This is a genomic window from Vogesella lacus (assembly GCF_979366295.1).
In genome coordinates this window covers 194,492-216,435 of the sequence record NZ_CEETQT010000001.1, presented here as the reverse complement: position 1 = coordinate 216,435, position 21,944 = coordinate 194,492, and the positions used below count along the sequence as shown (strand labels likewise).

Annotated in this window: 19 protein-coding genes; 10 read left to right on the top strand and 9 right to left on the bottom strand. The window is 54.4% G+C overall.

The window, feature by feature from the left end:
* Window positions 1–84 precede the first annotated feature (84 nt).
* Complete coding sequence (locus tag ACZ9W6_RS01005; protein WP_465189185.1) at window positions 85–1,287, top strand: GGDEF domain-containing protein; 1,203 nt, start codon at window positions 85–87, stop codon at window positions 1,285–1,287.
* On the opposite strand, the gene sbcB is transcribed toward ACZ9W6_RS01005, so the two are convergent.
* The gene (sbcB, locus tag ACZ9W6_RS01000; protein WP_465189184.1) at window positions 1,288–2,724 is read right to left on the bottom strand and encodes an exodeoxyribonuclease I; all 1,437 of its coding nucleotides are present in this window, start codon (window positions 2,722–2,724) and stop codon (window positions 1,288–1,290) included.
* A gap of 129 nt (window positions 2,725–2,853) precedes the next feature.
* Here sbcB and ACZ9W6_RS00995 point away from each other — a divergent pair, with 129 nt between their 5' ends.
* The 7 genes from ACZ9W6_RS00995 to ACZ9W6_RS00965 all read left to right on the top strand — a co-directional run bounded on the left by ACZ9W6_RS00995 (window position 2,854) and on the right by ACZ9W6_RS00965 (window position 12,017).
* A complete protein-coding gene (locus tag ACZ9W6_RS00995; protein ID WP_465189183.1) occupies window positions 2,854–5,292 on the top strand; it encodes a sensor domain-containing protein in 2,439 nt (812 codons plus the stop codon).
* Between the two features lie 91 nt (window positions 5,293–5,383).
* Window positions 5,384–5,857 carry a bacterioferritin gene (gene bfr / locus ACZ9W6_RS00990; protein ID WP_465189182.1) on the top strand — a complete coding sequence of 158 codons (474 nt, stop codon included), beginning with the start codon at window positions 5,384–5,386 and terminating at the stop codon, window positions 5,855–5,857.
* Between the two features lie 18 nt (window positions 5,858–5,875).
* Window positions 5,876–6,346: a bacterioferritin gene (bfr, locus tag ACZ9W6_RS00985; protein ID WP_465189181.1), complete on the top strand. Its 471-nt coding sequence runs from the start codon at window positions 5,876–5,878 to the stop codon at window positions 6,344–6,346.
* 113 nt (window positions 6,347–6,459) lie between these two features.
* Window positions 6,460–7,149 carry a VC0807 family protein gene (locus tag ACZ9W6_RS00980; RefSeq protein WP_465189180.1) on the top strand — a complete coding sequence of 230 codons (690 nt, stop codon included), beginning with the start codon at window positions 6,460–6,462 and terminating at the stop codon, window positions 7,147–7,149.
* A gap of 100 nt (window positions 7,150–7,249) precedes the next feature.
* The gene (lon, locus tag ACZ9W6_RS00975) at window positions 7,250–9,652 is read left to right on the top strand and encodes an endopeptidase La (protein ID WP_465189179.1); all 2,403 of its coding nucleotides are present in this window, start codon (window positions 7,250–7,252) and stop codon (window positions 9,650–9,652) included.
* Between the two features lie 157 nt (window positions 9,653–9,809).
* A complete protein-coding gene (locus tag ACZ9W6_RS00970; RefSeq protein WP_465189178.1) occupies window positions 9,810–10,079 on the top strand; it encodes an HU family DNA-binding protein in 270 nt (89 codons plus the stop codon).
* 114 nt (window positions 10,080–10,193) lie between these two features.
* On the top strand, window positions 10,194–12,017 hold the full coding sequence (locus ACZ9W6_RS00965) for a SurA N-terminal domain-containing protein (protein WP_465189177.1): 1,824 nt from the start codon (window positions 10,194–10,196) through the stop codon (window positions 12,015–12,017).
* A 49-nt stretch (window positions 12,018–12,066) separates the two neighbouring features.
* Here ACZ9W6_RS00965 and ACZ9W6_RS00960 read toward each other — a convergent pair whose 3' ends face one another.
* A complete protein-coding gene (locus ACZ9W6_RS00960) occupies window positions 12,067–12,621 on the bottom strand; it encodes a thymidine kinase (RefSeq protein ID WP_465189176.1) in 555 nt (184 codons plus the stop codon).
* A 122-nt stretch (window positions 12,622–12,743) separates the two neighbouring features.
* Here ACZ9W6_RS00960 and ACZ9W6_RS00955 point away from each other — a divergent pair, with 122 nt between their 5' ends.
* The gene (locus ACZ9W6_RS00955) at window positions 12,744–13,163 is read left to right on the top strand and encodes an acyl-CoA thioesterase (RefSeq protein ID WP_465189175.1); all 420 of its coding nucleotides are present in this window, start codon (window positions 12,744–12,746) and stop codon (window positions 13,161–13,163) included.
* On the opposite strand, the gene ACZ9W6_RS00950 is transcribed toward ACZ9W6_RS00955, so the two are convergent.
* The 4 genes from ACZ9W6_RS00950 to xseB are packed head-to-tail and all read right to left on the bottom strand — an operon-like array spanning window position 13,160 to window position 17,447.
* Complete coding sequence (locus ACZ9W6_RS00950) at window positions 13,160–14,449, bottom strand: MgtC/SapB family protein (RefSeq protein WP_465189174.1); 1,290 nt, start codon at window positions 14,447–14,449, stop codon at window positions 13,160–13,162. The genes ACZ9W6_RS00955 and ACZ9W6_RS00950 overlap by 4 nt on opposite strands.
* A gap of 8 nt (window positions 14,450–14,457) precedes the next feature.
* Window positions 14,458–16,305 (bottom strand): 1-deoxy-D-xylulose-5-phosphate synthase, encoded by a 1,848-nt coding sequence (dxs, locus tag ACZ9W6_RS00945; RefSeq protein WP_465189173.1) that lies wholly within the window; start codon window positions 16,303–16,305, stop codon window positions 14,458–14,460.
* Between the two features lie 22 nt (window positions 16,306–16,327).
* Window positions 16,328–17,224, bottom strand: coding sequence for a polyprenyl synthetase family protein (locus ACZ9W6_RS00940; protein ID WP_465189172.1), 897 nt, complete (start codon window positions 17,222–17,224; stop codon window positions 16,328–16,330).
* On the bottom strand, window positions 17,214–17,447 hold the full coding sequence (xseB, locus tag ACZ9W6_RS00935; RefSeq protein WP_465189171.1) for an exodeoxyribonuclease VII small subunit: 234 nt from the start codon (window positions 17,445–17,447) through the stop codon (window positions 17,214–17,216). Before xseB ends, ACZ9W6_RS00940 begins: the two co-directional genes overlap by 11 nt.
* Window positions 17,448–17,590: 143 nt before the next feature.
* On the opposite strand from xseB, the gene ACZ9W6_RS00930 reads away from it, so the two are divergent.
* Window positions 17,591–18,421, top strand: a complete 831-nt coding sequence (locus ACZ9W6_RS00930; protein WP_465189460.1) for an SDR family NAD(P)-dependent oxidoreductase — start codon at window positions 17,591–17,593, stop codon at window positions 18,419–18,421.
* A 39-nt stretch (window positions 18,422–18,460) separates the two neighbouring features.
* Here the strand turns inward: ACZ9W6_RS00930 and ACZ9W6_RS00925 are convergent, their stop codons facing one another.
* The 3 genes from ACZ9W6_RS00925 to ACZ9W6_RS00915 form a co-directional block, all read right to left on the bottom strand.
* Window positions 18,461–19,984, bottom strand: coding sequence for a PilZ domain-containing protein (locus tag ACZ9W6_RS00925; protein ID WP_465189170.1), 1,524 nt, complete (start codon window positions 19,982–19,984; stop codon window positions 18,461–18,463).
* A 123-nt stretch (window positions 19,985–20,107) separates the two neighbouring features.
* A complete protein-coding gene (locus tag ACZ9W6_RS00920; RefSeq protein WP_465189169.1) occupies window positions 20,108–21,088 on the bottom strand; it encodes a tyrosine recombinase XerC in 981 nt (326 codons plus the stop codon).
* Window positions 21,085–21,918, bottom strand: a complete 834-nt coding sequence (locus tag ACZ9W6_RS00915) for an AAA family ATPase (protein WP_465189168.1) — start codon at window positions 21,916–21,918, stop codon at window positions 21,085–21,087. Before ACZ9W6_RS00915 ends, ACZ9W6_RS00920 begins: the two co-directional genes overlap by 4 nt.
* Window positions 21,919–21,944: the final 26 nt, after the last annotated feature.

Below are 21,944 nucleotides of genomic sequence, written 5' to 3'. Positions count from 1 at the left end.
ACAGTTGATTTCCCACAAAAAAACCCTTGTTGCAATCTGTCACGATTTCCAATTCGTTAAATTTCCTTATCAGGATGGCCATCCATGATGCATGGAATTTCCAGCCGGCTGGTCCGGTTGCTGGGTTTGTTGCCCGGAGAGTTGAATCCGAGTGAAACCGCCTGGCTTTTGCTGCCGCAACAGCACATGCCCTTGATGGCCAATCGTCGTGCCCAGATGATTCTTAACCGGGTGCGGCTGTTTGCCAGCCTGTTCGCGATTCTCACACCGCTATGGATGCTGGTGGATTTGATGGTTTTGCCTGATCCGCTATCGTGGCAGCTGTCATTGATGAGGTTGGCCGCAACGGCCGGTTTTGCCGGTCTGGTGTGTTTTTACAAGCCGGAAGTATCACTGGGGGCGGCCTGGCGTGGCATGGCCATGCTGTTTGCCATTCCTACCGTGTTCTACATCATTTCATATGCCTTGCTGACCCATTACGAACTGCACGGTCTCTCGGCTGCAGTGGGCAGTGGTTATGCCTTTCTGCCTTTCATTCTGCTGGCAGGTTTTGCGATTTTCCCGCTGACCTTGATAGAAAGTCTGGTGTTCTCTGCGCCAATCCTGATTGCACACGTGGTGGCTGGCTATTTCCAGTTTACCGTGGTCGACTGGCCGTCATTCTGGGGGGCATTCTGGTTGCAGGGTCTGATTGCCGGTGTGGCGGCACTGGCGGGTGTGTGCCAGCTGGCTTTCATGATTGCACTGGTGCAGCAGGCTGTGCGTGATCCGCTGACCGGCACTTTTTCGCGCCGTAGCGGTGAGGAAGTGCTGGAGCTGCAATACATTCTGTCCTGTCGCAGTGGTAGTCCGTTCTCGGTGGCCTTCATCGATATCGATCATTTCAAGCAGGTCAATGACAAGTATGGCCATCACGAGGGTGATCGTTTGCTGCGCGACTTTGCCGCGAATATTACTCATGGTCTGCGCAAGGGCGACATTCTGGTGCGCTGGGGTGGCGAGGAATTCCTGCTGTTGCTACCCAATACGGATGCTGGCCAGGCTGCTCATGCCTTGCAGCGTTTGCGTTCGCGCGGCTTCGGTTCGCGTCCTGATGGCAGCCCGCTGACGGCAAGTATCGGCATTGCCGATATGCAGGGAGAGCGTTGCGATGACTGGCGACACATGGTCAAGCTGGCTGACGAGCGCATGTATGTCGCCAAGCAGACTGGCCGCAACCGGATTGTGCACAGGGATGTCAATCCGGCTGAACCAGGGCATGCTGGGCTGCTGGCTTGCCCGGCCTGATTAGCTACCCACGCGCTCGCGCTGTGTTGCTAGCCACTGTCGCAGCTCAGCCAGAATGGCGAGTTGCGCAGCGGTGGCGTTTGGCTCTAGCTCTCGGATTTCCGCTTCACAATCACTGAAGGTGCGGCCACCAGCTTGGCCGCCATGCAGTTTGTTTCTGACCCACTCCAGCCAATGTTGCTGTTCGGCACTTTCCAGCTGCTCCGGAAAATTACGCGCCTTGTAACGGCGAATCAGACTCCCCAGCTGGCTGTCGTCCAGCTCTCCCGGTGTGATGCGAATATCCTGTGCTGGCTTCTGGCGCAGTTTTTCCAGCGTTCGGCGATCTTTCGGGCTGACAAAACCACCATACAGATTCTCGTCGACATCACTTGCAATTGGTCCACCCGGACGTTGATAGACTTCGGTCCAGATCATTTTCATGTCCGGCAATTGACGGATTCTTTCGGCATTCGCCAGGCAAATACTCAGGTCAATACCAAACTGTGTGGCACGCTGCGCGCTGAGCACTCGCAGATCGTTGATGACAAAGGGCGAGCGGTTCAGGTGCAGGCCCTTGATGGGCAGACGGCTGACACCTTCCGGCAGGTCTTCACTGCGGCTGAACAGTCGCTGGCGTATCGTGGCGGCATCCAGGCTGGCTAGCTCGCGCGGGTCATGCATCAGATCCCACACCAGCACCTCGTTCTTGTTGCTCGGGTGTTCGGCCAGCGGCATCACGATAGCCATATTGCCGCGCGCAGCACCAAACATCCCCGAGATGTGCAGTAGCGGCTTGGGCTGATGCAGATTCAGTTGCTGGCGCACTTTGTCTTTCTGGCGCAGGGCGAGGCTGAAGGCGAACAGCTTGGGCTGAGTTTGCTTGATCAGTCTTGCCAGCGCGATGGTAGCGCGCACATCCGACAATGCATCGTGGGCGGCTTCGTGGCGAATGCCATTGGTGCTGGTGAGTGCCTCCAGTTTGAAAATTGGCAAGCCGTTTTCATCGTTTGGCCAACTGATGCCTTCCGGGCGCAGGGCGTAGCAGGCACGTACCAGATCGAGCAAATCCCAACGACTGCAGCCGTTTTGCCATTCGCGCGCATACGGGTCAATCAGATTGCGCCAGAACATGAAGCGACTGACTTCGTCATCAAAGCGTATCGAGTTGTAGCCGACGGCGATGGTGTAGGGGCGCGAGAATTCATGATTGATGGCATTGGCAAATTGTTGCTCGGCAATGCCTAGTGCTTCACAACGCAGCGGGGTAATGCCGGTAAGAACGCAGGCCTGAGCCGAGGGCAGGTAGTCCAGTGCTGGCTTGCAGTACAGCATGACGGCTTCGCCAATTTCATTCAGCTCTTCATCTGTGCGGATGCCGGCGAACTGTGCGGGGCGATCTCTTTTCGGGTCGATGCCGAAAGTTTCGTAGTCGTGCCAGAAAAAAGTATTCGTCATGATGTACAGGGTGGGTGATATCAAAGCGCTGATTTTAACTGTTTTCGCGCATTCTCATCATTGTGGGTTCCGTAATCAGTGCTGTCGACTATACCGGAATTTGTTCATGATGATTTTCGGGGGCGGGTGATGTTGATTGCACGGGCTGGTGATGATCTGCTTGATGCGCTCAGATGCTGGCAATCACTGCTTGATGTGCTGCCGGTGCCGTTGTGGGTCAAGGATCAGTCCGGTTGTTATCTGTATGTGAATCCTGCGTGTGCCGAATATCTTGGTACGGCTGCTCCGCAGATGCTGGGCAAGGCTGATGCCGCGATTCTGCCTACCCATCTGGCCGAATGCAGGTTGGCCGCAGATCTTGCCTGTTTGCAGCAGGCATGTGCAGAACAGATGGTCTGGCAGAATGGCGAGGCTCGGCTGTTGCTGCCAGTAGCCGGTGGCTCAGTGTTGATGGCAGGTATTTGTGTAGACGGCGACGGTGCCCAGGTGCTGCGGCAGGCGCTGCATCACAGCGAGTCACGATTTCTTGCCTTATTTGAGGGGGCGACTGCGCTGGCTATCCAGGGTTATACCGAAGACGGGCGGGTGATTTACTGGAATGCAGCTTCGGAGCGCCTGTACGGCTACTCCCGCAACGAGGCGATTGGCAGCAGCCTCTATGATTTGATTATTCCGCAAATAATGTGCGAGCAGGTGCGTCAGGATGTGGCACAAATGTTCGCCGAGCGACAGGGCAGCCCTTCTGCTCGGCTGATGCTGCGCCATTGCGACGGGCATCTGGTGCCGGTCTTCTCTTCGCATGCGATTGTGCAGGACCCAGGCTTCGGTACAGTCTTGTTTTGCATGGATATTGATCTGAGCCCGCTGGTCGAAGCAGAGCAGGCCTTGCAGGAAAGTGAGTGCCGTTATCGTGCCTTGTTCGAGGCGGCAGGAGACGGCATTCTGGTAATTCGCAACGGGGTGGTCGAGGACTGTAATCGTTCAGCGTGTGACATCTTCAGAGTTGGCCGCAGAGAGTTGCTGGGAAGTGACTTGCTGATGCTTTCCTGCCCAAGGCAGGAGAGTGATATCGCCAGTGACGTGTTGTTGATGGATCTGATGCAGGCACGTCGGTCTGGTTACATCCGTTACGAGTGGCGGCACAAGAGGCCGGACGGTACGATTTTTGATGCCGAGTGGGTGTTAAGTGAAGTCAGGCTTCGGGATGAGCATTTCTTTATCTTGTCATTTCGCGATATTACCGAGAGAAAGCAGACGGCCAGTCTTATCTGGCATCAGGCGAATTTTGATAATCTGACCGGTTTGCCAAACCGGTATTTGTTTCAGGATAGATTGGCACAGGAGATATTAAAATCTCAGCGCAGTGGCAAGCAGCTGGCATTGCTGATGGTGGATCTCGATCATTTCAAGGAAGTAAATGATACATTGGGCCATGCAGCTGGTGATATTTTATTAAAAGAAGCTGCGGATAGGTTAAATGATTGCGTGCGAGATTCGGACACATTGGCTCGACTTGGTGGGGATGAGTTTGCCATCATAATTGTTGATTTTTGTGATTTAAAAAACATCAGCAGGGTTATAGAGGAAATCCTAAGAAGGATTGCCGAGCCCTTCTCGATATATGATCAGATAGCCTATGTTACGGCCAGCATCGGTATTACAGTATGTCCTGATGATGGTGTCGATGCTGAACTACTGCAGAAAAACGCCGATCAGTCACTCTATGCATCAAAAAGGCTGGGGCGCAATCGCTACAGCTACTTCATGCCCAGTATGCAGCAGTTGGCGATGAGTCGGGTGAGCCTGAGCAATGACTTGCGTGACCCGGAAACGACTTCACAGTTTCATCTGTTGTTTCAGCCGGTAATTGATCTTGCGAGTGGCCGACTTGTAAAAGCCGAAGCCTTGTTGCGGTGGCAGCATCCGACAAGAGGTTTGGTGAATCCGGCCGATTTTATTCCGATTACAGAAGATACCGGGCTGGTTGTCGAGATCGGTAATTGGGTATTCCGGGAGGCTGTCGGCAAGGCAAAGTTATGGCGAGAGCGATATCGGCCTGACTTGCAGATAAGCATCAATGTGTCTCCGGTTCAGTTTTACAGTACTTCGGATTGCATGAAAGAGTGGTTGTCATATTTGCAGCAGGCAGAATTGCCGGGCAGTGGCGTTGCACTGGAAATTACGGAAAGGCTGTTGCTGGATGCCAGTGATCAGGTTACCGGTCTGATCCGGGATTTTCGTATGGCTGGTATCGAGATACTGCTGGATGATTTTGGTACTGGTTATTCATCGCTGTCATATCTGAAAAAATTCCGTATTGATTATTTGAAGATTGACAGGAGTTTTGTGGTTGATATGGATGCTTCCAGAGAAAATAGTGCGGTTTGCGATGCCATCATTGTTATGGCGCATAAACTGGGAATGAGAGTTGTTGCTGAAGGAGTTGAGAATAATACGCAGATGAATTTGCTTAAGCAGGCGGGGTGTGACTTGGCTCAAGGATATCTATTTTCCGAGCCAGTTACTGCTGATGAGTTTGAGCGCCTGCTTCGTGAACTGACCGATTAGTGTGCTACCGACGGTTTTCTCGAATTAATGAAGATGGTTGACTTGATTAATTTTGGTTTGGTTATAAAATGCCAAAAAAAGCGGAGGTTGTATGAAAGGTGATAAGGCAGTAATCAAGTCCTTGAATGCCGTATTGTGTAACGAGCTGACGGCGATCAATCAATTCTTCCTGCATGCCCGCATGTGCAAGAACTGGGGTCTCAGTGGTCTCAACAAGCATTTCTATCATCAGTCTATTCAGGCGATGAAGCGTGCGGACGAGCTGATTGAGCGCATCCTTTTCCTTGAGGGTTTGCCTAACCTGCAGCAGCTGGGCAAGTTGATGATCGGTGAGACGGTTGAGGAAATGATTGCCTCGGACATCAAGCTGGTTTCGGTGCATCTGCAGACTTTGCGCGAGTCCATTACCTTGGCGGAAAAGGCTGAGGACTACATCACGCGTGAAGAGTTGACCGAGTTGCTCGAGGATGAAGAAGAATATCTCGATTGGCTTGAAACCCAACAGACACTAATCAAGGACATCGGACTTCCCAATTATCTGCAGTCGCAGATGGGCGAATCCTGATTTGCGAGGGCACAGATTATGAAGGGTAGTAAAAAAGTCGTTGAGTCATTGAATGCATTGCTGGCGGCAGAGATGACTTCGGTTGATCAGTACTTCATTCACAGCGAGATGTACCACAACTGGGGTTTCGCAAAACTTTACGAACGTGTCCATCATGAGCGTGATGACGAAATGTCCCATGCCAAGATGCTGATCGAGCGTATCCTGTTTCTGGATGGCGTGCCGAATATTGCGGCTCGTGGCGCATTGCGTATCGGCAAGGATGTACCGGAGATGCTGGCCAATGATCTGGAAACCGAGTACGAGGTTGCTGCAGCACTGAAAAAAGCGATCGTACTGGCAGAGAAGGAGTGTGACTTTATCACTCGCTCCATGCTTACCCAGTTGCTGGATGATACCGAGAAGGATCACGCACACTGGCTGGAACAACAATTGTTCCTGATCAAGTCTGTTGGGCTGGAAAACTATCTGCAGTCACAGGCCAGTTGAGCAAACTGTCTTAATGCAAGAAAGCCGTCACTTTGGTGGCGGCTTTTTGTTTTGAGGCTAGAATAGCCTCCTCTGAAACTGAATGATAGAAGCCCTATTGGGGCTGGGCTGTGATGCAAAACAGAAAAAAGAATCCTTTGCTGGAGCTGGTTGTCAACATTGTCATCCCGTCATTCGTGCTGATGAAACTCAGTGCGCATGACAAGCTCGGGGCCGAGTGGGCACTTGTGCTCGCTTTGATCTTCCCGCTGCTTTGGGGCGGTTATGAGCTGCTTACAACCAGGCGATTCAATTTTGTTTCAGTGCTGGGCTTGGTCAGCATCCTGCTGACCGGTGGTATTGGTCTGCTCAAGCTTGATGCGAGCTGGCTGGCCATCAAGGAAGCGGCTATTCCGGGCCTGATTGGTTGCGCAATCCTTGTGTCAGCCTACACGCCATATCCACTGATTCGTACATTGCTGTATACGCCAGCATTGATTGATATCGAGAAGGTCAGCGCTGCGCTTGAGGGGCGCGGTAATGTGGCTGCATTTGACAAGAGGTTGCTTAATGCCACTTTTCTGCTAAGCAGCACATTCTTTTTCTCATCGGTGATGAACTATTTGCTGGCAAAGTGGGTGGTTGTCAGCCCTGCCGGTAGTGAGGCATTCAACGAAGAGTTGGGGCGTATGACTCTGCTAAGTTATCCTGTGATTGCTATACCATCCATGGTCATGATGATGGCTGTGTTCTATTACATCGGTCGTGGCATGAAGGACTTGGCGGGCTTGAGTGTAATGGATGTGCTCAGGCAGGATGGTTGATCAGGCATGGGCTTGGCATTTCTGGCTGCGGCCCTTGATGAGTATGGGTTTGTCCCAATATCCAGTGATTATTGATGGCGATTATTGAAAGTCTGGTGATATGACCGACGTACAAACTGAAAAAGTGACACTTGCATTGCTGCCATTGCGGGATGTGGTCGTTTTTCCGCATATGGTTATTCCCTTGTTCGTTGGCAGGGCGAAGTCCATCAAGGCACTTGAACAGGCTATGGAGGCCAGCAAGCAGATTCTGCTGGTGGCGCAAAAGTCTGCGGCAGTTGATGAGCCGCAATCGACAGACTTGCATGAGATCGGCACTGTTGCTTCGATTCTGCAAATGCTGAAGCTGCCAGATGGCACAGTAAAGGTTCTGGTTGAAGGGCGTCAGCGTGCCCGCGTAACAGAGATTCGTGGCGACGATCAGGATTTCTTTGAGGCGGATGCGACGCTGATCGAGCACGATCAAAGTGATAATAATGAGACTGAGGCGCTAAGAAGAGCGCTACTGTCGCAGTTTGAACAGTTCGTCAAACTGAGCAAAAAAATTCCGAGCGACATCTTGTCCTCCTTGAATAGCATTGACAATGCAGGTCGGGTTGCAGACACGATTGTTGCTCACTTGCCAATGCGAGTTGAGCAGAAGCAGGAAGTGCTGCAGCTTTTTGAGGTTATTGCCCGCATTGAATACTTGCTCGGTGTTCTTGAGGGTGAGATCGACATTCTCCAGGTTGAAAAGCGTATTCGTGGTCGCGTGAAGCGTCAGATGGAGAAGAGCCAGCGCGAGTACTACCTGAATGAACAGGTCAAGGCAATTCAGAAAGAACTGGGCGAGGGCGATGAGGCAAGCGAGATTGATCTGCTGGAGAAGCGCATCAAGCTTGCCGGTATGCCAAAAGAGGCCAAAGACAAACTCACTGCCGAGTTGAAAAAACTCAAGTCAATGTCGCCGATGTCGGCAGAGGCTACTGTTGTCCGTAACTATATTGAAACTTTGCTTGACTTGCCGTGGAAGAAAAAAACCAAGGTCAGCAAGGATATTGATGTCGCTGAGAATGTTCTTGACGAAGACCACTTCGGTCTTGAAAAAGTGAAGGAACGGATTCTCGAGTATCTCGCAGTGCAAAAGCGGGTGGACAAGCTGCGTGCGCCTATCCTTTGCCTGGTTGGTCCACCAGGTGTCGGCAAGACCTCGTTGGGTCAGTCGATTGCACGTGCAACCAACCGCAAGTTCATTCGCATGGCGTTGGGTGGTGTTCGTGACGAGTCCGAAATTCGTGGTCACCGCCGGACTTATATAGGCTCCATGCCGGGCAAGATCTTGCAGAATATGAGCAAGGTCGGTGTCAAGAATCCGTTGTTCCTGCTGGATGAAGTTGACAAACTGGGTGCTGATTTCAGGGGGGACCCTTCCGCGGCGTTGCTGGAGGTGCTGGATCCGGAGCAGAACCACGCCTTTGTTGATCACTATGCTGAAGTCGATTTTGATCTGTCGGATGTGATGTTTGTTGCTACAGCCAACTCGCTGAATATTCCGCCGGCGCTGCTTGATCGTATGGAGATCATTCGTCTGTCTGGTTATACCGAAGATGAAAAGGTGGGTATTGCCAGCAAGTATCTGGTTAACAAGCAGATCAAGGCGAATGGTGTTGGTGAGGATGAGTTGGTCATCAATGAATCTGCGATTCGCGACATCATTCGTTACTACACTCGCGAAGCTGGTGTGCGCAGTCTGGATCGTGAAATCGCCAAGGTCTGCCGCAAAGTCGTCACGCAAAACTCGCTGCGTAAAGGCGAGAAGTCACAGAAAGTTACTGTTTCAAGCAAGAATCTTGAAAAGTACTTGGGTGTGAAGCGCTATGATTACGGTCTCGCCGAGAACGAAAACAGGGTGGGCCAGGTGACTGGTCTGGCTTGGACCGAGGTCGGGGGCGATTTGTTGACCATCGAGGCGGCAGCATTGCCAGGCAAGGGGAATATCATTCGAACCGGCCAGCTTGGTGAGGTGATGCAGGAGTCGATTACTGCGGCGCTGACCGTGGTGCGCAGTCGTGCTGCTCAGCTGGGAGTTCGACCGGATTTCTACGAAAAGCATGATATGCACATCCATGTGCCTGAGGGGGCGACCCCGAAGGACGGTCCGTCAGCTGGTGCGGCGATGGCTACGGCCTTGGTGTCGGTGCTTACCGGCATTCCGGTCAAGGCCGATGTGGCGATGACGGGCGAAATTACCCTGCGAGGTGAGGTGCTGGCCATTGGTGGTTTGAAGGAGAAGCTGTTGGCCGCACATCGTGGTGGCATCCGTCATGTGATCATTCCAAAGTCCAATGTCAAGGATCTGGCTGAGATTCCGGCAAATATCAAGAATAAACTGGAGATTCACCCGGTTAAGTGGTTTGATGAAGTCATGGCTATCGCCTTGCAGAGTTTGCCGGTTCCGCTGTCCAAAGATGAGACCTTGCCAGTGCCGCTGGCGAGTTCTGCCGAGGTTGTAGCCAAGCATTAAGATGTTTCAGCGTCGAGCGGCTGCCGGATTTTACGGGGGTGGTATTTTATGCCAGAACCCGCTGAAAGCCGCTTGACATAAGGTTTTTGGCCTTGTTATAAAGCTTACGGATTTATTTAGTACTCCGTACACCGAGAACGACGAAAGGGGACTTATTGTGAACAAGTCTGAACTGATTGACGCTATTGCTGCCAAAGCAGACATTTCTAAAGCAGCTGCTGGCAAAGCGCTTGATGGCATGATCGATGCCGTAACTGAAGCGCTGAAGGCGGGTGATACCGTCACTGTTGTAGGCTTTGGCACCTTTTATGTAGGCGAGCGCGCCGAGCGTAGTGGTCGTAACCCAAAGACTGGTGAGACCATCAAGATCGCTGCTGCACGTTCTCCGAAGTTCCGTCCAGGCAAGGCGCTCAAAGACGCGCTGTAACCCGGATTTGCGTCTTGGCAGATGCAACAGACAGACTGTGAATATCTGACAAGAACGGCTGACAACAAGGTGAACGTATCCCGTTCACCTTGTTTTTTTTGGTGTCACATATAAATGTTCAATTTTGTTCAAAATAACCAAGTTGTCATCAAGGTGATCTTGGGGGCAGTAGCGCTGACTTTTGTCGGTTTCGGTGTTGGCAGTTACACGGCGGCAGTAGATGAGCCGTTTGCGGCCAAGGTTGGCGATGTGAAGATTCTGTCGCGTGATGTGGATCGTGCACTGGAGGGGCAGGCTGCTGATGCGGCCAACCGTCAGGGGGTGCTGGATAATCTGGTACGTCAGCAGTTGCTGATTTCCGAGGCGGGTGCGGCTGGTATTGTGCCGACTGACAGTCAGCTGCGTCAGGCAATTGTTTCCATTCCGGCATTTCAGGATGGCGGCAAGTTCAGCCAGCAGAAGTATTCGGACTTTATCAAGTCCCGCTACCGTAGTGCAGCGGATTTCGAGAGCGAAATCCGCAAGGAGCTGATGATTCAGACTCAGGCTATGCCGTATGCCGGTACGCACTTTGTGTCACGTACAGCCAGCGCCCGATTGGGTGAGCTGATGTCGGAAACACGCTCGGTATCGTCGTGGGTGATTCCGGTGGCGAGCTTCAAGGCCAAGGTGGCTTTGACTGACAAGCAGATTCAGGATTTTTACGAGAAAAACAAACAGCGCTTTGTGACCCAAGAGTCTGTTGATCTCGAGTACGTAGTGCTGTCGCTGGCTGAGTTGGCCAACAAGCAGCAGGTTTCTGACGCCGAAGCCAAGGAGTACTATCAAAAGCACTCATCAGAGTTCGGCGAAGAAGAACGTAAGGTTTCCCATATCCTGATCACGGTTGCGGCTGGAGCATCCAAGGCTGAGCGTGATGCTGCGCGTCAGAAGGCTGAAGCCTTGCAGAAACAGGTGGCCGCGGCGCCGGAGAGTTTCGCCAGCCTGGCAGAAAAGAATTCGCAGGATCCAGGTTCGGCTGCGCAAGGTGGCGATCTGGGCTATTTTGCCAAGGGCGCGATGGTCAAGCCTTTTGAAGATGCCGCGTTCTCTATGCAGAAAGGTGCGATCAGCAAGGTTGTGGAAACCGAGTTCGGCTTCCATGTTCTGAAGCTGGATGACATCCGCGGGCAAGACTTTGACCAGATCAAGTCGGCAGTGGTCGACAAGCTGAAAAAACAGAAGGCATCTGCGCTCTATCGCAGTCAGCTGGAGAAGGCCGGTGATCTGGCGTACCAGCAGCCCGAGTCTTTGCAGCCGCTTGCCGCTGCCATGGGGCTGACGATTCAGTCACGTGCAGGCCTTGGTCGTCAGGGCGTGAAGGATGATGCTTTGTTTGGTAAGGACAAAGTGCTGACAGCGGCGTTTACAGACGATGTGCTGCTGAAAAAGCACAACAGTGAAGTCGTCGAAATAGACTCGGCGACGTCACTGGTGTTAAGAGTGAAAGCCCATCAGCCTCGCAAGCAGAAATCACTGGAAGAAGTAAAAGCACAGATCCAGTCCGAGCTGGCTGACAAGGAGGCTGGTGTACTGGCAGAGCAAGCCGGCAAGAAGGCGGTTTCCGAGTTGCAGGCTGGTCAGGCCGTCGCCGCAGTCTGGGGTGAGTCACGTCAGGTTGCACGCAGCGCTGCCGGTGCGGTAGATGTTTCGGCTATCCGTACGATCTTCGCTGCCTCTGCCAATAAACTGCCTGCATATACGTCTGGCCGCACGGCGACTGGCGACTATGTGATTTATCGCATTGATGCTGTCAACAAGGCGCAAGCGCAGCCGGCCGAGGCTATCGCTCAGCTGAATACGATTCTGGGGCAGGTCTCTTCGAATGAAGTGCTGGCTTCGTACCTTGGCGCCTTGCGCGCCAAGCATCCGGTGGTAATGGGTGAGGCAAGGCAGTAATCGGTTTGAGCTGTAGAGTCAAAAAAGGGTGCTTTCGGGCACCCTTTTTTTATTCCTGATAGAAACAGTCTGCGCAGACGGAGCGATAGCGGCTCTCGTCGCCAATTTCGATTTGCGGGCCCTCCGCCAGTCGTTTGCCTTCACGATCGGTGCGCAAGTGCATGGTGGCTTTTTTGCCGCACTGACAGATGGTTTTGATCTCTTCAATATCCTCGGCCAGTGCAAGCAGCCAGGCTGCACCCGGAAACGGCTCGCCCTTGAAGTCACTTCTGAGGCCGAAGCAGATAACTGGCACGCCCTGGCGATGAGCCAGGCGGTGCAACTGTTTGACCTGTTGCGGGAGCAGAAACTGCGCTTCATCCAGCAGAATGCAGGCGATATTGTCCGGGGTGATTTGCTCGAAATCGAACTGATCATCAAAGGTGAGGGCATCACGCTGGATGCCGAGTCGTGAGGTGATCCTGCCGCTGCCAAAGCGGTCATCAATGGCAGCCGTGAACATCATCACCTGCTTGCCCATGGATTCGTAGTTGTTGGCGATTTGCAGGAGCTGGGTGCTCTTGCCGCTGTTCATTGCAGCGTATCGATAGAATAATTTTGCCATTTAGCCTCCTGAGTACACATTTTAGCATTGGCGCGACCCGTGCCAGAACACACTATTCGGCTTTTCGGGCTGATGCTTGAGGGGGGTGTCCAACTAGAATGTGCAACCAGGGAGGATTCTTGATGAGTGAAGCTTTGCATTATCTGGGTGAATGTGTGGTCCCCATGCGTTGGGGTGATCTGGACGCCGTCGGCCATCTGAACAACACCTGTTACTTCCGCTATATGGAGCAGGCACGGGTAGAGTGGCTTGATGCACTGGGCTACCCGATTGATCCAGATGGTATCGGTCCGGTACTGGCTGCAACCAGTTGTCAGTATCGACGCGAGATGAACTACCCCGCCAAGGTCATTGTGACGATGAAAGTACGCAAAGTTGGCCGCAGCAGTCTGGTATTGGCGCACGAATTTCGGCTGGACGGCGATGAGGTGCTCTATGCCGAAGGCGAGGCTACGCTGGTTTGGGTCGATTACAAACTCGGCAAATCAGTGCCCATTCCTCTTGCCATACGCGAACAGCTGGGGCCGCTGGGTCAGGCTTAGTAGAGCAGCTGGTTTAGCCACAGGCCGAGAATCAGCCCGGCCACGATGGCGCTAAAGGTTGGCAGGCAGCGCATGGCAAGCTGTCTGCCGCCTATGCTGGCAATCAGGCCGAATTTGAACAGGGTATTGCTGCAGACAGCAATGCTGATGGCGGCAAGAGTGATATTGATGGCCAAGCTACCCTTGCTGGCCATGTCGAGCACGGTGAGTGTGATGGCATCGACATCATTCAGCCCTGAAATCAGCGCTACAATGTAAACGCCGCGGTCGCCAAGCAGATCCATCAGCCAGGCAGTACCTATCAATACCAGCGCAAACAGCGCAGCAAAGCCCAGCGCAAGCTTCAGTTCCGCCGGATTGCTCAGTTGTAACTGGGGTGCATCAGCTGCATTGTGTGCACTACCGTTGCGATGCATGAAGGTGCTGGCGAGGCCGAGGATGAGTGGTGGCAGCATCATGATCAGCGCATGGCTGATGATGGTTGGCGCGATAGCAAGCGTGAGCAGTATCAGCCGCACGAACAGCACCAGATTAGCCAGCAAGATGACTCTGCCGGCAAGAACGGTGCTGGCTGGGTTTTCTTTGGCAGCGCGGGCGTAAACAAGGCTGGTGGCTGTTGTGGATACCATGCCACCCATGATGCCGAGAATCGGTGTGCCGACTTTTTCGCCCAGCAGCCGGACGGCAAAGTAACCGGCAAGACCAACCCCCACGATCAGCACCACCAGCATCCAGATCCGGTAAGGATTGAGGACGGCGTAAGGGCCGAAGCCATGATTGGGCAGTATCGGCAGAACGACAAAGGTCAGCGCGGCAAATTGCAGCAGTGCCAGCGAGTCCTTGCGATCCAGTCTTTGGCTGATACCGCTCAGCTCAGGTTTCAGGTAGAGCAGGGAGGTGGCGATGATGGCAATTGCCACCGCCAGTTCAATCCAGCCCTGGGCGCAGAACAGGCCAAGGCAATAGGCAATCAGCAAGGCGCTGACCGTGGTGGTTCTCGGCTCCTGCTCGGGCTTGCTGCCGCTAGGCAGAAAGCCCAGTGATGCCACCACGAGCAGGCCGGCTGTCGGCAGCAGGCCAGACAGTGGGGCTGCTACCGGAATCAGCCCCAGCAGGCAGCCCAGCATCGCCAGCAAGGGAAAGGTACGGATGCCAGCCAGCGGCGCCTTTTTGCGTTCGCGCTCGACACCGATCAGCAGGCCGATGCCAAGGCTGGTCACGATCGCCGGAAGGCTCTCATAAGGGCCATGAGCCAGATTCAGCCAGTTTTGCCATTCCCAGCTCATGCCTGTCCTTATGCTTGTGTGAACTTGCGGATGCTAGCCTCTATCCCGCTGGCGTCCAGGCCGCAGTCGGCCAGCAGCTTGGCCGGGTCACCATGGTCAATATAGTCATCAGGCAGTCCCAGTTGCAGTACTTTGATGCTTGCACCATTCGCGGCCAACACTTCCAGACAGGCAGAGCCCACCCCGCCCATGATGGCGTTTTCCTCGATGGTGACCAGCACATCATGCTCGTTAGCCAGTTGCAGAATCAGCTCCTGATCCAGCGGTTTGACAAAACGCATATCGGCAACGGTGGCATCCAGTGCTGCCGCAGCAGTCAGGGCGGGTTGCACCATGCTGCCGAAGGCGAGAATGGCGATCTTGCCACCCTTGCGGCGAACGATGCCCTTGCCGACAGGCAAGGCCTGCATCTGGCTTTCGATCGGTGTACCAGGACCTGTGCCGCGTGGATAGCGGACAGCACTCGGGCCGTCGTGCATGAAGGCGGTGTAGAGCAGTTGGCGACATTCGTTTTCGTCAGATGGCGCTGCTATCAGCATATTGGGAATGCAACGCAGGAAGGACAGGTCGAACGAGCCGGCATGGGTCGGCCCGTCGGCACCGACGAGGCCGGCGCGGTCAATGGCGAACATTACCGGCAGATTCTGCAGCGCCACATCGTGAATCAGCTGGTCGTAGGCGCGCTGCAGGAAGGTCGAGTAGATTGCGACCACCGGCTTCATGCCATCACAGGCCATGCCGGCGGCAAAGGTAACGGCGTGCTGCTCGGCAATCGCCACGTCGAAGTAGCGATCCGGATTCTCCTGCTCAAAACGGACAAGCCCCGAGCCTTCGCGCATTGCCGGCGTGATGCCGACGAGTCGCGAGTCGAGCTTTGCCATATCGCAGATCCAGTCACCAAAGACCTGGGTGTATTGCGGGCTGCTGGCAGGTTTGCTCCCAGCCAGACCGTTGGCCGGGTCAAACTTGGTGACGCCGTGATACTTGACCGGATCATTCTCGGCGAGCTTGTAGCCCTGGCCTTTTTTGGTGACGACATGCAGGAACTGCGGCCCTTTCAGGCTGCGGATGTTCTTCAGCGTGTCGACCAGCACGTCCACATCGTGACCATCGATCGGCCCGATGTAGTTGAAGCCGAATTCTTCAAACAGCGTGCCGGGCGTGAACATGCCCTTGACGTGCTCTTCCATCTTGCTGGCAATGTCGCGCAGTGGCGGTGCCATGCCGAGCACCTTGTTGCTGCCTTGTTTGACCGCGGCGTAGAAACGACCCGACATCAGCTTGGCCAGATAATTGTTGAGCGCGCCGACATTCGGCGAGATCGACATATCGTTGTCGTTGAGGATCACCAACAGGTCGGTGTCCATGGCGCCGGCGTTATTCAGTGCTTCGAAAGCCTGGCCGGCAGTCATCGAGCCATCACCGATAATGGCGACACACTTGCGATCTGTGCCTTGTACCTTGGCCGCAACGGCCATGCCCAATGCTGCGCCAATAGAGGTGGACGAGTGACCCACGCCAAAGGTGTCGTACTCGGATTCGTCACGCTTGGGGAAGCCTGCCAGGCCGCCTTGCTGGCGCATGGTCGACATGCGCTCGCGGCGACCAGTCAGAATCTTGTGCGGGTAGGTCTGGTGGCCGACGTCCCATACCAGGCGGTCTTCCGGTGTGTTGAAGACGTAGTGCAGGGCAATGGTCAGCTCGATACTGCCGAGATTGGAGGCGAAGTGGCCGCCGGTCTTGCTGACAGAGTCAACCAGGAACTCGCGCAATTCGCCGGCCAGTTGCGGCAATTCGCTGCGTTTTAACTGGCGCAAATCCTGCGGGCTGTTGATGTTTTCGAGCAGTTTGGTCATGTTCTGTTGTTCTGAATAGGGCTCAGAAAGAGCGAGCTACAATATATTCGGCCAACTGGCGCAGGCGCTCGGCCTTGCTGCCAAATGGCGATAGGGCGCTGATGGCGTCCTCGTAAAGATCACGTGCGTATTGTTTGGCAGAGGACAGGCCCATCAGGCTGACGTAGGTCGGCTTGTCATTGGCCTCGTCCTTGCCGGCGGTTTTGCCCAAGGTTTGCGAGTCGGCCTCTACATCCAGTACATCATCGACGACCTGGAAGGCCAGGCCGATGCGTTTGGCAAAGTGATCGAGCGCGTCGAGTTCGTCTGCTGACAAAGGTTGGCCGCAATGGGCACCCAGGAGGACGGCGGCACGAATCAGCGCGCCAGTCTTCAGGCAGTGCATGAATTCCAGTTCGGTCTGGTTCAGCTGTTTGCCCACCGAAGACAGGTCGATCGCCTGGCCGCCAGCCATGCCGGCATGGCCAGATGCCTGCGCCAGCAGCCTGACCATGGTCAGCTGTGTGGCAGGGGGCAGTTTGCTGTCCGGGCTGGCCAGCAGCTCGAACGCCAGTGTTTGCAATGAGTCGCCAACCAGCAAGGCGGTTGCCTCGTCAAAGGCAATATGGCAGGTCGGTTTGCCGCGACGCAGTACATCGTCGTCCATGCACGGCATGTCGTCGTGTACCAGTGAGTAGGCATGGATCATTTCGACGCCACAGGCGGTGCGGGCCAGATCGGCCTCGTCGGCACCGGTCAGCTCGCCAGCGGCGTAGGCCAGCAGCGGGCGAATGCGCTTGCCGCCCTGCAAGGTGCTGTAGCGCATGGCGGCATGCAAGGTTTGTGGCTGGCGGTGTTCGCCAGGCAGGTAGTGTTCCAGTGCCAGTTCAACAGCTTGCTGAGTGCTGGTCATCCACTGAAGCAGCGGCTCATTTTTCATTTTCTAGGTCCAGGGGCTTCAGTTCGTCATTTTCAAGAATGCTCAGCTGCAGTTCTGCCTCGTTGAGCTTGCTCTGGCACAGCTTCAGCAGCTCGGTGCCTTTTTTGTAGTTTTCCAGCGCATTATCCAGCGGCATGTCGCCGCTTTCCATGCTGCGAATGATTTCTTCCAGCTGGGCGAGTGCTGTCTCAAAGCTGATGGAATTCTTGCCAGATTTGGCCATCAGGTGTCCTGTCATTGTCATGCTTCACGAGCTTGCCATTGTAGGTGTTTTCGCCGCGGGCAAAAAGTCCTGATCGGAATGCAATTGCAGCCTTGTCAGCATGCGGCTAAGGTGTCGGTTTTGGCGAAAACGAGCAAGAAATGATAGCAAAAGGCAGCATCCTGATCACCGGTTGTTCCAGTGGTATCGGTCTAGACGTGGCTAGAGGCCTGAAAGCCAAGGGCTGGCGAGTATTTGCCACGGCAAGGCAGCAGGCTGATGTCGATGCCTTGCGGGCTGAGGGCTTTGAATCCGCGTATCTGGACGTTTGCGACAGCGACAGCATGCGCGACTGCCTGCAATGGGTACTGGGGTTGACTGGCGGGCGACTGGATGCCTTGTTCAATAACGCCGGCTATGGTCAGCCTGGGGCAGTAGAAGACGTTGGCCGCGAAGCAATGCGCGCGCAGTTCGAGACCAATCTGTTTGGTGCCTGGGAGATGACCAATCTGGTCTTGCCGATCATGCGTCAGCAAGGGCATGGTCGCATCTTGTTCAACAGCTCGGTATTGGGTTTTGCCGCAATGAAGTATCGCGGGGCCTATAACGCCAGCAAGTTCGCGATGGAAGGCCTGTGTGACACCTTGCGGCTGGAGCTGGCGGGCAGCAATGTCTGGGTGAGCCTGATCGAGCCCGGGCCGATTGAAAGTCGATTTCGCCAGAATGCGCTGCGTCACTTTGAGCAAAACATCAATGTCGAGGCCAGTGCGCACAAGGCGGCATATCTGCTTCAGCTGGCGCGCCTGAAAAAAGTCGGACATGCCGCGCCATTCACGCTGGGTGGCGAGGCGGTATTGGCCAAGGTGGAAAAAGCACTATACGCAAAGTGCCCGGCGGCGCGCTATCGGGTGACTTTCCCGACGCATTTGTTCTGGTGGCTTAAGTGGCTGTTGCCGACGCGGCTGATGGACAGAGTGCTGGGCAAAGTGGCTTGAATGTATGCGGCCAACCTTCAAGGTTGGCCGCATGATGATTCAGTTGCTGATGCGTTCGAGTGTTTCAAACTCGACCTGGTAGCAGTCTTCAAACTCCTCGACCAGCCGGGTGATGCGGATCTGGTAGGATTTGCCATTGGCAATGAAGTTCAGGATCTTGCCGCCTTGCGCCAACATCTTGGGTACCAGAAAGATCCGGCGACCCTTTTGCGCATTGGTCTGGGTGATATACAGACCGTTATTGTTATTACTGGCTTGGCTGTCACGCTCACCAAGTGTTACGGGTAGTGGCAAGGTGCCCAATAATTCAATACCCAGGCGCGTGCCACCTTCTGCCAAGCGCTGAACCCGGCGAATGATGCCGAGCTGGCTGGGCCTGTCCTTGATGGAAATCCAGATACTGCGCCCGATAAGCAGGCTGTCTACCGCGCGTCCGATATACACGAGACCCATGCCGGCTTCGCTGGCATCGTTGACTCGCCATTCTGGGTTGATGCTGTCGTCGCTGATGGCCGCATTGCGATTGACCTTGAGGTGGTGTGCCACCTTTTCAAAGCCGACTTCGACACGAGCCTGACCGGTTGACGGCAGGCGTTCGTGGCGACGCATCGACTTGCCACCATCTTGCGACCAGCGGGTAGACAGCTTTTGCAGTAGCTCGCGCCAGCTGTCGACACTCATGGCCGGCAGCGCGCGAGAGAATGACTCAGGCACGCCCTGATCGAAGTCGAGAATCAGATCGGCGAGGCGATTGACGACGTGATCACCAGACCAGTAACGGCAACCTTTTCCCAGTACGCCACGGCGGAGCAGCTGTGGCGGCGAAGAAAGGTCAAGGTTTATAACGTACTGGAAATCGCTTTGCGAGGCTTGCAGTTGCAGCTTGACGCCTTCGACCAGTTTTTCCAGCAAGAGATGGATGGCTTCGATCTCTTGCGGCAGCAGATTGTCTGTCTGGGCAAGGTGCAGCATGGCTGACTGGATGATCAGCTCCTCGGCCGAGGTTGTGCTGCTGTGGCTATCGTACAGCGCCAGTCGTTTGGTATGGAAATTATTGCTCTCGGCGAACTGGTACAAACGGTAGGCCTGCTGCCATGTACTGCCGTCAGCGGCGATGTAGCGCAGCGCACTCCATTTGATCAGCCCCAGTTGGTGATGCAGGGCACGAACGGTGAGAAGTTCGAGTGTGCTGTCAATCGAGACATTCTTGCTGTTCTGGATCTGGCGCAAGCAGAGCTGATAACCATTGGATAGCTCGGTCCAGTAAGACAGGATACTTGGCAGAAAAGACTTGGAGCGGGCAGAGCCTTGCAGGAATTCCTTGCACAGCTTGTTGTGCATATTGACGGCGCGCGAATCAACGTAAATAAGGGTGTTGATCCGGTCCTTGGCCGTGACTGTGGCGTCCTTGTTGATCTTGCTGACCGCTTTGATGATTTCGACAAGGGCGGTGTAATACTCTGCATCTGGCAGATTCTTGACCAGCAGCGTGGCCGACTCCGTGCTTTCGCTCGAGTTTTTCCTCCCGACAAGGGAGCCGAGTATGGCTTTGAGATCGATCATTATGATTTATGCGTAGGCTGTGGTAGGGCGTGCATTTGAAATTGAAAAGTCAGCTTATATTATCTTATCGCGGATCATTCAAGGTGACACAAGGAATTCCTGATTATATTTGTAATCCGTATGTCATCTGGCGGGATTGTTCTTGGGTGGCAAGACTACGGGTATTACCTCGGGTATTTCATCGGTCGTATCGATGGCCACTTTAGGTATTTCGGACTTGGCCCGAGGATGAGTCTTGTCATAGACCTGTGACAGGTGCTGAAAGTCCAGACTGGTATAGAGCTGGGTGGTGGCGAGGTTGGCATGGCCCAGCATTTCCTGCACGGCTCGCAAATCTCCTGATGATTGAAGGATATGGCTGGCAAAGGAGTGTCGCAGCATATGCGGGTGGACATGTTGCGGGAAGCCTGCGGCCCGTTGCCAGGCATCCAGCCTCCGGGCCAGTTGCCGACTTGAAAGTCGTGAGCCTTGCTCGCTGACAAACAAGGCTTCACAGCCAGCCTGCTGACGGATGGCCAACCACGCACGAATTGCCGCTACGGCTTTGCGGCCAACGGGAAGGATGCGCTCACGGCTACCTTTGCCTTTTACCTGGACCAGACATTCGTCAAGATCGATATCTTTGACATCGAGTGCCGTTGTTTCGCTCAGGCGCAGGCCGGACGAATACATCAGTTCGAACATTGCCTTGTCACGCAAGGCCAGTTTGCTGTCATCCTCGTGTTCGAGTAGCTGGATGGCGGAATCGACACTCAGCGCCTTCGGCAGGCGTTGCGGGCTTTTGGGAGGGCGCAGGCCGGCACATGGGTTGCCGTTGACTATCTTTTCATCATGCAGCCAGCTAAAAAACTTGCGCCAGGATGAGAGCATTCTGGCAAGCGACCTGGGCGAAATGCCGCGATGTCTGAGTTGAGCCATGGCGCGTTGTGCAGCCAGGGTCGTCAGCTGCGTCGGACTTGCCAGTAGAGTCAACTCGGCCAGGTGTTTTAAGTCCCTGAGATAGGCTTTCTGGGTATGAGGACTTCTGGCGCCAAGTTGTAGCTGGACTTCGAAGCGGGCAATCAGAGCGTCCCAGCCGCAGGACTCATGTTGCTCCTGAATCATCGTTGCGCCAGCATGCGGAACAGACGTTTGAGTGCAGACATATCCTGTTCACTCTTGATCAGTGCGCCTGCATGGGGCAGGGCTTGCTCATTGTTGCTGATTGCGGTGTTGCCATCAGCAATCAGCAGTTTTATCCAGTCGAGCAGTTCTGACGTCGATGGCTTTTTCTTGAGGTCGTGCATGCCACGGATTTGCATGAACTGGCTCAATGCCTTGCTCACCAGTTGCTCATGCAGATCAGGGAAGTGGGCGTGGATGATCTGGCGCAGCGTATCCTCATCCGGAAAGCTGATGAAGTGGAAGAAGCAGCGACGCAGGAATGCATCCGGCAACTCTTTTTCATTATTCGAGGTGATGATAATGATCGGGCGCTCAATTGCCTTGATGACTTCCCCGGTTTCGTGAACATGGAACTCCATCTGGTCAAGTTCGCGTAGCAGATCATTAGGGAACTCGATGTCGGCCTTGTCGATCTCGTCGATCAACAGTACCGGGGCTGAGGTGCTCTCGAATGCTTGCCAGAGTTTGCCTTTGAGCAGGTAGTTCCGGATATCGTGTACTTTGACATCGCCAAGTTGGGAATCACGCAAGCGCGATACTGCGTCGTATTCATACAGGCCGTGCTGTGCCTTGGTGGTGGATTTGATCGGCCAGACGATCAGTTCCTTGCCCAGTTTTTTGGCTACCATTTCGGCCAGCATGGTCTTGCCGGTACCCGGTTCGCCCTTCAGCAGCAAGGGGCGTTGCAGGGTCATGGCGGCTTTGACTGCCATCAGAAGTTCAGGTGTGGCGATATAGCCGTCGTGGCTGTTAAGTTCAATATTCTTCATTGTGTGCTATGCAAAACGGCCACCGC